Annotated in this window: 11 protein-coding genes; 3 read left to right on the plus strand and 8 right to left on the minus strand. The window is 45.8% G+C overall.

All coding sequences use genetic code 11. The features are described 5' to 3' along the window. Nucleotides 1-24: 24 nt before the first annotated feature. Nucleotides 25-1,224 (plus strand): SpoIIE family protein phosphatase, encoded by a 1,200-nt coding sequence (locus tag V6D42_RS11095; RefSeq protein ID WP_333513257.1) that lies wholly within the window; start codon nt 25-27, stop codon nt 1,222-1,224. A gap of 54 nt (nt 1,225-1,278) precedes the next feature. Here V6D42_RS11095 and V6D42_RS11100 read toward each other — a convergent pair whose 3' ends face one another. From V6D42_RS11100 to lutR, 7 genes are all read right to left on the minus strand, one after another. Next, nucleotides 1,279-2,568 (minus strand): arabinogalactan endo-1,4-beta-galactosidase, encoded by a 1,290-nt coding sequence (locus V6D42_RS11100; RefSeq protein WP_333513258.1) that lies wholly within the window; start codon nt 2,566-2,568, stop codon nt 1,279-1,281. Between the two features lie 64 nt (nt 2,569-2,632). After that, the gene (locus V6D42_RS11105) at nt 2,633-4,696 is read right to left on the minus strand and encodes a beta-galactosidase (RefSeq protein WP_333513722.1); all 2,064 of its coding nucleotides are present in this window, start codon (nt 4,694-4,696) and stop codon (nt 2,633-2,635) included. Nucleotides 4,697-4,714: 18 nt separating this feature from the next. Beyond that, a complete protein-coding gene (ganQ, locus tag V6D42_RS11110) occupies nt 4,715-5,566 on the minus strand; it encodes an arabinogalactan oligomer ABC transporter permease GanQ (protein ID WP_333513259.1) in 852 nt (283 codons plus the stop codon). A 3-nt stretch (nt 5,567-5,569) separates the two neighbouring features. After that, complete coding sequence (gene ganP / locus V6D42_RS11115; RefSeq protein ID WP_010331937.1) at nt 5,570-6,826, minus strand: arabinogalactan oligomer ABC transporter permease GanP; 1,257 nt, start codon at nt 6,824-6,826, stop codon at nt 5,570-5,572. A 39-nt stretch (nt 6,827-6,865) separates the two neighbouring features. Further along, entirely contained in the window at nt 6,866-8,131 is a 1,266-nt protein-coding gene (locus V6D42_RS11120) for a sugar ABC transporter substrate-binding protein (RefSeq protein WP_333513260.1), read from the minus strand. A 150-nt stretch (nt 8,132-8,281) separates the two neighbouring features. After that, complete coding sequence (locus tag V6D42_RS11125; protein ID WP_333513261.1) at nt 8,282-9,274, minus strand: LacI family DNA-binding transcriptional regulator; 993 nt, start codon at nt 9,272-9,274, stop codon at nt 8,282-8,284. Between the two features lie 172 nt (nt 9,275-9,446). Beyond that, nucleotides 9,447-10,169, minus strand: a complete 723-nt coding sequence (lutR, locus tag V6D42_RS11130; RefSeq protein ID WP_326328806.1) for an L-lactate utilization/bacilysin biosynthesis transcriptional regulator LutR — start codon at nt 10,167-10,169, stop codon at nt 9,447-9,449. A 224-nt stretch (nt 10,170-10,393) separates the two neighbouring features. Between lutR and lutP the strand changes: the two genes are divergently transcribed. After that, nucleotides 10,394-12,085, plus strand: coding sequence for an L-lactate permease LutP (lutP, locus tag V6D42_RS11135; RefSeq protein ID WP_333513262.1), 1,692 nt, complete (start codon nt 10,394-10,396; stop codon nt 12,083-12,085). A 26-nt stretch (nt 12,086-12,111) separates the two neighbouring features. On the opposite strand, the gene rpoN is transcribed toward lutP, so the two are convergent. After that, complete coding sequence (gene rpoN, locus V6D42_RS11140; protein WP_333513263.1) at nt 12,112-13,422, minus strand: RNA polymerase factor sigma-54; 1,311 nt, start codon at nt 13,420-13,422, stop codon at nt 12,112-12,114. 78 nt (nt 13,423-13,500) lie between these two features. Here rpoN and yvfG point away from each other — a divergent pair, with 78 nt between their 5' ends. Next, the gene (yvfG, locus tag V6D42_RS11145) at nt 13,501-13,719 is read left to right on the plus strand and encodes a protein YvfG (RefSeq protein ID WP_010331943.1); all 219 of its coding nucleotides are present in this window, start codon (nt 13,501-13,503) and stop codon (nt 13,717-13,719) included. Nucleotides 13,720-13,723 lie beyond the last annotated feature (4 nt).

The raw sequence follows: 13,723 nt of genomic DNA on the forward strand, positions 1-13,723 counted from the left end.
AAAGGGATAGAGGTGACCCTCTGAATGGATCAACAATTGAATTATGCACCATGCGGTTTCCTTACTTTATCTGAAGAGGGTACAATTTTAGCTGTCAATCACACCTTGCTTAAGATTCTTGATTACGAATCGGAACAGGTGATCGGCCAGCATATCAACGCTCTTTTAACCGTTCCTGCAAAGCTTTTTTATCAGCTTTATTTTGTTCCGCTTTTGCAGCTGGAGCAACACATTGAAGAAATGTACATCTCCCTGGAAACAAACAATGGGGAAGAAATCCCGGTCCTAGTAAACGCTGTTCAGAGAACGGATCAGGAAGCTGCTGTAACAGAATGCGTTGTCATTCCGATGCGCAAGCGAAACGAATATGAAAATGAGCTGCTGATTGCCAGAAACGAGGTCGAGGAAGCACTGCTCGCCAAACAGAAAGCAAATGCGGAGTTAGAAAATGCTTTGCAGACGCTGAAGGAGAAACAAGAAGAGCTTCTCGCGATCAATAAGGAAAATCAGCAATTCAGATCGAATACAAAAAGAGAACTTGAACTGGCCAGGAAGATTCAAGAAAATTCATTGACCGAACCGATGATGACGGATCATATTCAAATTGAATCGTATTATAAAGCATCCAGTGACTTATCAGGCGACTTATATGGATTTTATCAAATCGATGAGCACCGCTACGGCTTGATCATCCTTGATGTAATGGGACACGGCATTTCTTCTGCATTAGTTACCATGTCCCTCCATCCTTTGTTCCAGCGATTAATGACGCAGGGGCTCAGTCCTGACAAAGTCATGAAAGAGTTAGACTACCATCTTCACAGCTTGTTTCAAAACGATGAGGAGGCAAGGCATTATTGCACCGCTATTTGTCTTATCATTGATACAGACCGGCAAAGGATTGATTATGTCAACGCGGGCCATCCGCCCGCATTATGGCAGGATGCCAAGGGAACCCAATCAACGCTGGACGCAACCGCTCCGCCAATCGGGATGTTTGAAGAAGCGGTGTTTCAGTCAAACACCCTTCACTATACACACGGCGGAAGGCTGCTTCTGTATACAGACGGTGTGATGGACCCGACGGCTTCATGTTATTTAGTCCGTTTATTACAGGATCATCCTGTTTTGCCTATAACTGAACTGAAAAACAAAATCCTCTCATCTCTTCAAGCTGAGCCCAAAAACGATGATGAGTGTTTTATTTTAATTGATGTAAAATAAAAGAATCCATGAGAGATAACAATGCATTGTTACGCCTCATGGATTTTCATTTTTTCAGTGATTTTTCGGGATATGGCCTGTTTCCGCGTATTTGAATACCTGTAAGGACGGCAGCGGATGTCCGTTGAAATCAAACAAAGCTTGATTATCCACTGCACTTCCTCCATACCACTTACCTGCGTCTTCAGGATCGTATTCGGCTGCATAGCTGGCGGCCCAGCCGGAACCGTATGTTTCCCATATCGTTTTATTTCTCTCCAATTGCCTCTTCGGGCCGACCGGAATCCATGCAGGCTCCCAATAAAAAACGCCCAGTCCAGCCGTTCCTGTTTTTGCCACTGCGTCCATCACATCTCTCACGGCACTTGCCTGGCCTTGCACTGAAATCGGGTATGGCAGCGTCTGACTGCTTTTAGGCGCTGTGTTTTCATGTCCGTCTCCGTCCTCAGCCGTATAGGTGTATGACGTTTCCGCCACCATGACTTTTTTGCCGTGCGTATCCGCAACAGCTTTCAGTACGGAGGACAAATTGTGTAACGTACCGTGCCAGAATGGATAATACGAGCTGGCAAATACATCATAATCGACTTTGTTTTTGTTGAGGGTTTCAGCAATATATGAATATCGTCCTGGCGTTTCTGGGTTGGTGAAATGCAGCGCGACCAATATGTCTCGATTTGTTTCCCTGACTGCCCGGCTACCTTCATTGAATAATTGACTCATCTTCCTCCAATCCGTTTCACCGGCAAATGCTCCTGTTGTTTCGTTTCCGACCTGTACCATACCGATATCAATGCCTTCCCTGACCATGGCCTGCAGACTTTGTTTTGTAAATGCATAGAGCTTTGCTTTCTTTGCTTCGAAGCTTAAGTTCACCCAAGCTTTTGGCACCTTCTGTTTTGCAGGATCAGCCCAGAAATCGGAATAATGAAAATCTGCCAGCAGCTTCATCCCGTTCGCGGTTGCCCTTTTTCCGATTTGGATGGCTTTTTGAACATCATTATTGCCTCCCCCATAACCATTGCCATGAGCGTTATACGGGTCATTCCAGATGCGAACGCGGACATAGTTGACGCCTGCTTGCTTTAAGGTTGTAAAGATGTCCTGACGTTTCCCGCTTGCATTGTAAAAGGTCACACCACTGTTCTCTAAAGCGATTATGCTCGACACGTCAACTCCTTTGATAAAGTCTTTGTTCATGCCCGCTACCTTTTTAACAAAAAGGTCATCCGCACGAAGCTCCGATACATATTTCTTCCCCTCTGCCGCAGCATATCCAGTCGAACTTCCGATCCCGCTCCAGACGATGACAGCGGCTAACAGCATGATGATTCTGCTTTTCATATTTCCACCCTCTCACGTAAGTGATTTCAAAAAAAGACCCGCCCATATCGAGCGGAGGCACACCTTAATGTGAGTTCACGACAATTCTCACTTCATATTTTTCCAAGATCAAGTCTCCTGAAAGCATGTCTCCGGTAACGATATCCTTCACACGCTTATCAAACGAAACCAGCTGCTGTTGTTCCGTGAAATTCATGATGAAAATATAATCACTGTGCTGATCCTGTCTCGCCTGTACGGAGACGCCTTTTCCATGCTTAACCGGAAAAACCGGAGATAAAGACAGTTCTTTTATCAAACTTAAATAAAAATCCCGGTGAAATTGATCCTCTAAACGCGCGCCGATAAAATACGCTTTTCCATGTTCATATTGATGGCTTGTAACCGCGGGGGTATGCGCATAAAAGTCATCCTGATACACACCCTCTGCCGTTGCGGCTTTCAATTCGATCACCGTTGCATAATCTTTCATTTCATACGTTTGATTGCGATAGCTGACAGCATTTCGATCTTTCGGATACAGCGTATCTGTTTCGAGCGGCTCAATTCCAAATATCGTTTGCAAGTCTGGATGCCAACCGCCTGTGTACGTTAAATCATGCTCATTGACGATTCCGCTGATATACGTCATCACCAAGGTGCCCCCGTTAGCCGTAAACTTCTTTAATCGCAAAATGGTTTCTTCACTGATTACATACAGCATGGGGACAATCAGCAGCTTATACGCTGAAAAATCATGTTCTTTTGTAATCACGTCGACCGGGATATCCTGTTCCCAGAAAGTGCGGTAATGCTGCTGCAGTGTTTGCGGATAACGCTTTGTCGCTTTTGCAAACCCCTGAGCGTCCTGAAGCGCCCAGTCATTTTCCCAATCATACAAAATAGCAGCTTCAGACGGCCTCTTCGTTCCAACGACTTCAGACAGCTGTTCCAATGTCTCCCCGACTTTTGCCACTTCTTGAAAGACACGGTTTTTTGGGCTGTTGTCATGATCCACAATCGCACCATGCAGTTTTTCCGACGATCCCCGTGATTTCCGAAATTGGAAATAGAGAATGCTGTCCGATCCGTGGGCAATCATTTGCATAGATGAAAGCAGGTTCATGCCGGGGCGCTTTGCTTTATTGACGTTATGCCAATTGACAGCGCTGGGCGTACACTCCATTAATAAAAAGGGCTGCTGCTTCAGGCTTCGGTAAAGATCATTGATAAAGCCGACCTTCATCGCCAAATCTGCTGTGCTTTCCCAATCATTGTGCCACACAGGGTAAGCGTCCCAGCTGATGACATCGACATGCTTCGCAAATTTGCTGTAGTCGAGCCCCTGATACGGAATCAAATCCGGTGTGTCAGCCATAAAGTTCGTTGTGATAGGGATATCAGGCGTCAGTTCTCTCAGCGGAATGATTTCATTTTCATAAAACGAAATCGTTTGATCTGTGACGAACCGGCGCCAGTCTAAGTTCAGGCCGTGCAAGCCATTTTCACCAATCGGCGAAGGGCTTTCAATTTGTGACCAATCATTAAATGTATGGCTCCAAAACGGTGTCCACCACGCGTTATTTAATGCCTTGAGACTATTGTCATATTTCATTCTCAGCCACTCTCTGAAAGCGTTCTGGCATAGGTCACAGTGGCATTCTCCTCCATATTCGTTGGAAATATGCCACATCAAAAGCGCCGGATGACCGCCGTACCTTTCTGCTAATAAACGGTTGATGTGCCGCGTTTTTTCACGATAGACCTTGGACGTCAGACAGTGATTGTGCCGTCCGCCGTGCAGCTGTTTCACCCTGGAGGCATTGACCCGCAGCACTTCAGGATAGGTTTGCGACAGCCAGGCAGGACGCGCTCCGCTCGGCGTTGCTAAAATGACACGGCCACCGATGCTGTGAATACGGTCAAAAACATCATCAAGCCATTCAAATTGATATACACCTTCCTCTGGCTCAAGCGCACTCCATGCAAAAATGCCGACAGAAAACGTATTGGTATGGGAAAGCTTCATCAGCTTTATATCGTCGGCTAAAATATCCGGCCGATCCAGCCATTGATCAGGGTTGTAGTCTCCTCCGTGGAGCATAAACTTCGCTTTTGTAACGTGCGTTTTTTCAAGCTTTGACATGATTTTCTCCCCCTTATTCTCTTATCCTTTCGTTCCGCCTGCGGTTAATCCGGACACAAAGTTCTTTTGCAGCATGATAAAGATGACGGCAACCGGTATACTGATGAGCAAGGCACCCGCCGCAAATGTCGTATAGCTTGCTCCCATGACATCATTGACTAAATTGAATAAGCCTACGGGCAATGTATATGATTCCGGTGTTCTCAATATCGTTGATGACAAAACAAAATCTCCGAGCGGACCGGTAAAGCCATTCATCGCAACCACTGCCGCCATCGGTTTTGATAAAGGCAGGATGATCTGCAAAAAGATCCTTGTGCTGCTTGCTCCGTCAATTTTTGCACTTTCGTCTAAATCAATCGGAATGGAATCCATATATCCTTTCATTAAGTACGTATTCATCGGGATCAGGCCGCCGATATAAAGCAGGATCAGCAGCCAATGGCTATTGACCATTCCTAATATTTGAGCCAGCACAAACAGGGCAATCAAAGCAGAAAACTGAGGGATCATTTGCAGCAATAAAAAGAGTGTTAATGCGTATTTCCTCCCTTTAAACCGAAAACGGGAAAATGCATAAGCCGTAAACGTCACACAGATCAGTGAGCCAGCCATCGTAAACAGGCTGATTTTTATCGAGTTGATATACCACTGCACATATTGAAGGCCTTCTTTGCCCGCAAATAATTCTTTGTAGTGGTCAAATGTCGGATTCTTCGGAATGAGGGATGTACTGATTAAACTGTTGCCGGGATTAAAGCTGGCGCCTGCCGTCCAAAGGAGAGGATAGACAATGATGACGGCCATGCAGGCTAAAAACAAGTAAGAGAAAAGGAGCCGCACAAATTTCCTGACCTTCATATCTGCCAGCATGTCTTAGGCCTCCTCTTTAAAAGACTTCGTCTGTCTGAATTGCCACAATGCAATAGCAATCACAAACACAGACAATAAAATGGTTAAAGCAGCCGCAAGGGAATATTGGCTCGACTGCATCGTCAATTTATAAATCCACGATACAAGGATATCTGTTCCGCCGGCTGTTGATCCGGCTACAGCCGGACCGCCACCATTGAAAAGATAAATAATATTAAAGTTATTAAAATTAAATGTGAACTGTGTAATGATAATCGGAGCCATCGCAATGAACACCATCGGGAGCGTGATGTATCTCAGCTTTGAGAAGATGGAAGCGCCATCAATTGTCGCCGCTTCATAAAGATCTTCAGGAATCGATTGCAAAACACCTGTTGAAACAAGGAAGATATACGGAAAACCAAGCCAGCCCTGCATGAGGATCAGCGCCAGCCTCGACCAATTCGCATCTGTCATCCATGGAAGCGGATCAATGCCAAAGAAAGCCAAGATGTCTTGATTCATTGCGCCGAAACTATCGTTAAACAAACCGGCAAAAATTAAAATCGTGACAAAGCCGGGAACAGCCCATGGCAAAATCAAAATGGTCCGGAAAAACCGTTTAAACCGGATGTCTTTCTGATTCACAATGATCGCCAGACATATCCCCAGACTGACTTGCAGAGTGGAAGCACATAGTGTCCACACCACTGTCCAAGCCAGCACATCAAAAAAGGTCGAGCGCCAAATATCAACAGTGAAAATATCAGTGAATGTTTGAAAACCAACCCAATCTACTAATTTAGCAGGAGGGGAATGATATAAATCATAGTTTGTAAAAGCTAAGGCAAAGCTGAATAAGATGGGAAAGATCACTGCGAAAATTAAAATAAACAGAGATGGTCCGCTGACGACATATGGATAGCCTTGAGCAATGATATTTTGATATTGTTCTTTGAGAGAGCTCATAGGCTTCTTTTCATCTCGCCGTTTTCCGCTTTGATAAGCGTCTCGCAAATTCACATAATATACCGCGAGTCCAAAGCATGTCACAATGACAGCGATAATGCCTTCCGCCAGCAGAAACACCGAGTTATCCCGCGGCACTTCTGTTCCCAGCGTAAAAATTCCCCAAAGCCCCATATTCAGCAAATCTCCAAATACCGCAAAAAACGATGCGCCCAATAGGAGAAACAAGAGGCCTTTTATCCATTGTTTGTTGTAGAATTGCCCAAGGCCCGGAATGATTGACAGTAACAAAGCGACTTTACGATGCTGCACCGTTTTCACCTCTCTTACAATACAAATCTTCTTTTCTCTTTATTTTGCGCTATGCTTTGCCTTTATCTGCCCTTTGGCCGTTTCAGCAGCCTGATCTAAGGCTTTTTTTGGGTTCGCTTTTCCTGTTGCAATCGTTTGTAATGCTGAATCCGCCGGGGTCCATATTTCGTTCATTTCCGGTATATTCGGCGTCTGCTCTGAGAAGCGGGATTGCTCGGTGACCGCCCGTGCCGCTTCGCTTTTCATGTTCGCCTTGTCACCCGCTAATGATTGAACGGCCGGAACTTCTTTCGTTTGTTCATATCGTTTTTTAGAATTCTTTTCATTAGCCAGAAAAACGGCTAACTCTTGCGCCAGCTCTGCATGTTTAGAAAATGCGCTGACATTGTAGCTTTTGACACCGATAAACGAGCTCATGTTTTTGCCGTTTTTAAGCTTAGGAAGCTTTGTGATGCCATAATTAATGCCCGCTTTTGAAAAGGCTTCTACATTCCACGGGCCTGAGATTATCGCGGCAGCCTTTCCTTCTGTAAACAGCGATTCGAGTACATTGATTCCCTGCTCTCCGACAATGCCGGCCGGGAATAAGCCGTCTTGATAAAACTTCTGAATCAGCTCAGCGCCTTTGACAGCGCCTTCATTATTGATTCCGAGATCAGACGGGTCATCGTTTCCGTCCTTATCCTTTCCAAAGATATATCCGCCGTACCCGCCCATGACACTTTGCGCGTAATAAATTTGATCAAATAAGGCTAAAAATCCAAATTTGCTGCCATCATCCGTTTTTTTAGAGTAGTCGTACCACCCTTCCAGCGTTTGCGGCAATTCGTCCTCTGAGATGAGATCTTTGTTATAAAAAAGCACAGTTGTTTCGACGGCTTTAGGCAGGCCATAAAGCTTCTGATCCACCATTTGAGACTGAATGGATGCGTCTGTGTAGAGCGATCGAACATCTTTTTCGACGTTTAATTCTTTGATTAATCCCTCTGTGACAGCCGTTCCGATCTGGTCACCGGGCATCGTCAACACGTCAGGCCCTGTGCCGGCCGGGCCGTCCATACGCAAATCTTCAATCTGCTGGGCATAAGGTTTTTCAACAACCTTGACCTTTACATCATGCTCTTTTTCAAATTCGGCAACGGCGTCTTTAATGCCGATGCTTTTTTCTTTATCCTCCCACACGACAAGCTCCGAGCCCTTTGAACTTGTTTTTTCGCTGCTGCTTTCCTGCGGGCCGCAGGCGGCTAAAGATAAACTGACAGCCGCGCAGAGCATGATACCGGTGTACTTTTTTACCATTTTCATCAATGTCACCCTTTCGCTCTTAATGAAAGCGCTTTAAAATTAATATAGCACGGCTGAGAAAATGTGTAAACAAACTATTTACTCACATCGGTAAATCTTTTTACTTAACAAAAAAATGACTTAGCATCCTAAGCCATTTTGAAATATGATTTAATTTAGGCTCTTTCTGACGATTAATTCAGCCCCCATATATAACGTTTTAACCGTTTTCCGTTTTTCCAGCACTCGCTCAAGCAATAATTCCACAGCGTTTTTACATAGTTCCTTGATATCAATATGAAAGGTTGTCAACGGTGGAGAGACGTACTTGGCAAAGCTGATGTTATTAATGCTCACGACGCTCACTCTGTTTGGTATCGCGATGCCTTTTTCATTCAGGGCTTGCAGACAGCCGACCGCAATCGGGTCTGCCGCGATAAAAAAAGCGGTCGGAAGCTGATCGCCCAATGCTTCAATCGCTTTAGTCATCAGGCGGTAGCCATTTTCGACGGAGAAGCCGCGGTGGCACAAAATATAGCGCTCGTCCAACATCCCTTTTTCCTGCATATAGGATCGGAACGTTTTTTCACGAATATCCATTTCATCCTGATTCGTGTTCGGATTTTTGTACGTGCCGCCAATAAATCCGATATTCTTATGCCCTTTTTCAAGCAGGATGTTTACCGTTCTCTTCGTCATTTGCGCTAAGTCCGGCCTGACCGAATCAAAATGGTCGGGATCAGGGGAAGAGTCAATAAAAACGCCGTTCTCCGTCAGATTTCTGAGAAACCCTAATTCTTTATCAGAAAAGGTGCCCACGGCAATAAATCCTTCTGTATGAGCTGGAATGCATTCAATACCGTCCTTTATTTTATAGGTCGTCATGTCAACATTGAAGGTTTTCGCCAAATTCTCTACTTCTAATCTCATTGTTTTGAAATAGACATCTTCCAGCTCCTCTTGATCTGTCAGCCAATATAAAAAAGCAATGTGTTTCACCAGCGGCCTTACAGTTTTCTTGCGATAATTAAGTTTCTCTGCGGCTTCATAGATCTTTTCACGCGTCTCGTCCGGTACAGAAAGGCTCTCATCGTTATTTAAAACGCGGGAAACGGTTGAAATCGAAAATCCCGCGGCTTGTGCGATATCTTTAATTGTCGCCATTATATCTGCCTCCATTTTTAAGCATGCCAGTGGCCACTTTAGTAAAATATTTTACTTCCTTTTTCTTAAATGTCAAGCAGTGTAAGCTGCACAAAGTAAATAAGACTGAACCATTGCAGCTCAGTCTTGATTGTTTGTATGCACCAGCAGCATTGCCCGGGAAATGAGTCGGTTATTGGACGTTTTCCTCAAAATATCTCGAAAGGACATCTTCCACATTCGTCAAGTGTGCCAGCATCGCTTCTTCCGCCTTTGCTCCGTCCTGGGCAGCCACGGCATTATAAATCCGTTCATGCTCCTCATAAAGCCGCTGCACCGAGGTCTTCTTGGAAAACAGCCAGATTTTCCGCGTTTCTCTCATGGTTTCCAGAAGCAATGATGATACGTGATTCATCAGATGTTTGAGTAGATCGTTTTGTGAAGCGTCAGCAAGTGCCAAATGAAAAGCGAAGTCTGCTTTTTCACCGAGCTCCCCGTCTGTTTCAATCTCACCCATTTCCTTTAACGCCGCATAAATGCTTTGGAGATCCTCTTCTGTCCGTTTTTCGGCAGCTAATGAAGCCACGCCGATTTCAAGCAGCTTTCTGACCTCGAGCAGCTGTTTGACATCTTCTTTTTTCATTAAAAGTGCGGCTGACAGAGGCTGAGAAATTTGATCGGGTTCAAACTCCTTCAGGTAAGTGCCTTCGCCCTGTTTCATTTCGACAAGCCCCATCGCTTTTAATGCGGAAAGCGCTTCGCGCACCGCTGAACGGCTGACTTGAAAGCTTTCGGAAAGCGCCTGAACGGAGTCTAATTTATCCCCTGGCTTCAGTTGGCCGTTTTTGATCATTTCTAATAATGCATCTGCTACTTCTTCATATATCTTCTTTGTTTTAATCTGTTTATATTTCAATGTAATTCACCCCGCAACTTGTAGGTCTGGCTGTTTACAATCTATTATACTCCCTTTTGGGCGCCGCCAAAAGATTTAGACAATTTCGTCAAAAAGTCTTGTACTTTGATTTTTTTCAAAATATAATGCTAGGTAACTGGTCTTATTATCCAGTCATCAGATGATCATATCATCTTTAGAAACCGCTTACAAAAAGCTGGTTATGTTTGAAGGAGGGGTTTGGGATGCAATGGACACAGGCATATACGCCTATAGGGGGAAATTTGCTTTTATCTGCACTTGCCGCACTTTTACCGATTATTTTCTTTTTTTGGGCACTCGCAATTAAACGAATGAAGGGGTATACTGCGGGATTGTCCACCTTGGGAATCGCGCTGCTGATTGCTGTATTGATTTACGGAATGCCGGCGGAAAAAGCGCTGATGTCCGCTACACAAGGAGCTGTATACGGCATTCTGCCGATCGGCTGGATCATTGTGACGTCTGTTTTTTTGTATAAAATCACCGTAAAAACGGGACAGTTTGATATCATTCGCAGCTCGGTTCTCTCCATTACCGACGACCGCCGGCTTCAGGCGCTGCTGATCGCTTTCTCATTCGGGGCTTTTTTAGAAGGGGCGGCGGGCTTTGGGGCGCCGGTCGCGATTTCAGCCGCACTGCTTGTCGGCCTCGGTTTTAACCCTCTTTATGCGGCGGGAATCTGTTTGATTGCCAATACGGCGCCAGTAGCCTTTGGAGCGATTGGGATTCCGATTACAGCCGTTGAAGGGCCTACCGGAATTTCGGCGATGGAGATTTCACAGATGGTTGGGCGGCAGCTGCCGTTTTTATCTGTATTTATTCCTCTTTATTTAATTATCATTATGAGCGGGTTCAAGAAAGCCTTTGAGGTGTGGCCAGCGATTCTCGTTTCCGGTGTTTCCTTTGCCGCTGTTCAGTATCTCAGCTCCAACTTTCTGGGGCCAGAGCTGCCGGATGTTTTGTCGGCGCTAGTGTCGATGGCTGCGCTAGCTGTGTTTTTAAAATGGTGGAAGCCGAAGAAGACATTCCGGTTTGCGGGGGAGAAGGAATCGGCAGCCGCGATTGAAACGGCAAAACTGCACCCTGATGCACCGGCTTACACCGGCGGGCAGATTTTTAAGGCCTGGTCGCCGTTTCTGCTGCTGACGGTGATGATTTCTGTTTGGGGCATTCCTTCGGTCAAATCCGCGCTGACAGGGCATTACGAAGGCACAGCCGTTTTCTTGAAGTGGCTGAATGTGATTGGAGAAAAGCTGACTTTTGCTCCTGGAGTGCCTTTTTTGAACAATCAGATCGTCAATGCTGACGGCACTCCGATTGAAGCGGTGTATAAGCTTGAGGTGCTTGGTTCGGCAGGCACCGCGATTTTAATTGCGGCAGTGCTGTCAAAATTCATCACGTCGATTTCGTGGAAAGACTGGGGAGCTGTTTTTAGCAAAACACTGCAGGAATTGAAATTTCCGATTTTGACGATCGCCTCGGTCGTTGGTTTTGCATATGTCACCAACTCCTCGGGGATGAGCACGACGCTCGGCATGACGCTGGCGCTGACAGGCTCGATGTTTACCTTCTTTTCGCCGGTTCTCGGCTGGCTCGGCGTCTTTATTACCGGCTCGGATACGTCGGCTAACCTGCTGTTTGGAAATCTGCAGAAAGTAACGGCCTTATCGGTCGGAATGGACCCTGTCCTATCGGTCGCTGCCAATTCATCAGGCGGCGTCACCGGGAAAATGATTTCCCCGCAGTCGATCGCGGTCGCGTGTGCGGCAGTCGGACTCGCCGGGAAGGAGTCGGATCTTTTCCGCTTTACAATTAAGCACAGCTTGTTTTTGCTGCTGCTCGTCTGTATCATCACCTTTTTGCAGCACCAGTTTTTCAGCTGGATGATCCCGTAAAAAAATCCTCCCTTACAGGGAGGATTTTATTTGTACCGTTTTCTGGCTGCCGATGACGGAATGTTCAATTGATCGCGGTATTTCGCCACTGTGCGTCTGGAGATTTGGATGCGGTGCTGTTCATATAACAGGTCGGCAAGCTTTTGATCTGAGAGGGGTTTTGTTTTATCCTCTTGCTGAATCAATGCTTCAAGATGCGTTTTGACCGCATAGTTGGATGTATCGCCATCCCCAGAGGCCTCCGCTTTTCCTGAGAAGAACATCTTCATCTCAAACAATCCGTAAGGCGTTTGTATCGTTTTCCCTTTAATGGCCCGGCTGATGGTTGATTCATGCAGGCCCAGACAATCAGCCACCTCTCTCAGTGTCAGCGGCTTCATGGCGCTCCGCCCTTTCAGGAAAAAATCTTTTTGACGCGCGGTCAGCTCATTTACAATTCTGGTGATCGTCTGCTTCCTCTGCCTCAGCGCGCGGCTCAGCCAGCGCCACTCCTGATATTTCGAAGATAAATAGGAAACCGTATCCTGACAGGCGCCCGACGATAGAAGCGGCCTGTACTGCGGATGCAGCTCAATCTCTGGGAACGAGCGGCTGTTCAATTCCGCTGTAATGTGGCCGTTTTTAACGGTGATGAAAATGTCGGGTTCAATATACATATCATGCTCCGGACTGGCAAACAGAAGGCCGGGTCTTGGGTGAAGCGCAGCAATTTTATCAGAAATGTCCTGAATCGTGTGAAGCGGCATTCCAGTTTCTTTTGAAAGCGCTTTCCAGTTTTTTTGCGCAAATACATCAAAGTGTTCTGAAACAAGCAGTTCTGCCTGTTCATTTCTGCTCGGGAGACGCTGTAATTGCAGCAAGATACACTCTTGAAGAGATCTTGCGCCGATGCCCGCTGGTTCAAGCGACTGAAGTTTTCTCAGAACCGCTTCCGCTTCCTCTGCTGAAACGGACAGGTGCCGGGCTGCCTCCTCCACATCTTCCTCCAGATATCCGTTTGAATCAAGCGAATGTATCAGATAATTAAAAATCTTTTTTTCAGTGTTTGACAGATTCATATCCAGCGATTGCTGTTTGAGGACATCCTGCAGTGTTTTTTGCGGATTGCTTAATCGAAGGCCCGCCTCCTGCCTGCTGATCCTGTTTTTGTTTGTTTTATGGTAAGATAGTGGCGGTGTGTCTGTTTCCTTTCGTTCAATAAGAGGGTTTTCCAGTGAGAGCTCATCAATGTATTCGGCCAGTTCCGCCGAATGATAGCCAAGCAGCGTGATGGCCTGCCTGAGCTCCTGTGTCAGTTGAGGCTTTAGTACTTGTACTTGCTGAAGTTTCATGTCCATCTTGCTCACTCCCCTTTCTTCATTGTACATGATTGGGATGACACCGTATACATTTATGAAAAAGGAGCTGCCAAAGAAATGTCTGAACTTTTTTCTGTACCGTATTTTATTGAAAACTTAAAGCAGCATATTGAAATGAACCCGTCTGAGGATAAGATCCACGCAATGAACAGCTACTACCGTTCTGTGGTTTCAACACTTGTGCAGGATCAGCTAACAAAAAACTCAGTTGTCCTGAAGCGGATTCAGCATTTAGATGAAGCCTACAACAAGGTAAAACGCGGAGAAACAAAATAAACCT

This window comes from Bacillus sp. 0909A (assembly GCF_036765115.1).
Taxonomy (GTDB): Bacteria; Bacillota; Bacilli; order Bacillales; family Bacillaceae; genus Bacillus; species Bacillus mojavensis.

Excerpts from the sequence above, each read along its gene's own strand:
- V6D42_RS11120 (WP_333513260.1), bottom strand. The coding sequence starts at position 8,131 with ATGAAAATGGTAAAAAAGTACACCGGTATCATGCTCTGCGCGGCTGTC.
- yvfG (WP_010331943.1), top strand. The coding sequence starts at position 13,501 with ATGTCTGAACTTTTTTCTGTACCGTATTTTATTGAAAACTTAAAGCAG.
- V6D42_RS11125 (WP_333513261.1), bottom strand. The coding sequence starts at position 9,274 with ATGGCGACAATTAAAGATATCGCACAAGCCGCGGGATTTTCGATTTCA.
- ganQ (WP_333513259.1), bottom strand. The coding sequence starts at position 5,566 with ATGCTGGCAGATATGAAGGTCAGGAAATTTGTGCGGCTCCTTTTCTCT.
- lutP (WP_333513262.1), top strand. The coding sequence starts at position 10,394 with ATGCAATGGACACAGGCATATACGCCTATAGGGGGAAATTTGCTTTTA.
- V6D42_RS11095 (WP_333513257.1), top strand. The coding sequence starts at position 25 with ATGGATCAACAATTGAATTATGCACCATGCGGTTTCCTTACTTTATCT.
- V6D42_RS11100 (WP_333513258.1), bottom strand. The coding sequence starts at position 2,568 with ATGAAAAGCAGAATCATCATGCTGTTAGCCGCTGTCATCGTCTGGAGC.
- rpoN (WP_333513263.1), bottom strand. The coding sequence starts at position 13,422 with ATGGACATGAAACTTCAGCAAGTACAAGTACTAAAGCCTCAACTGACA.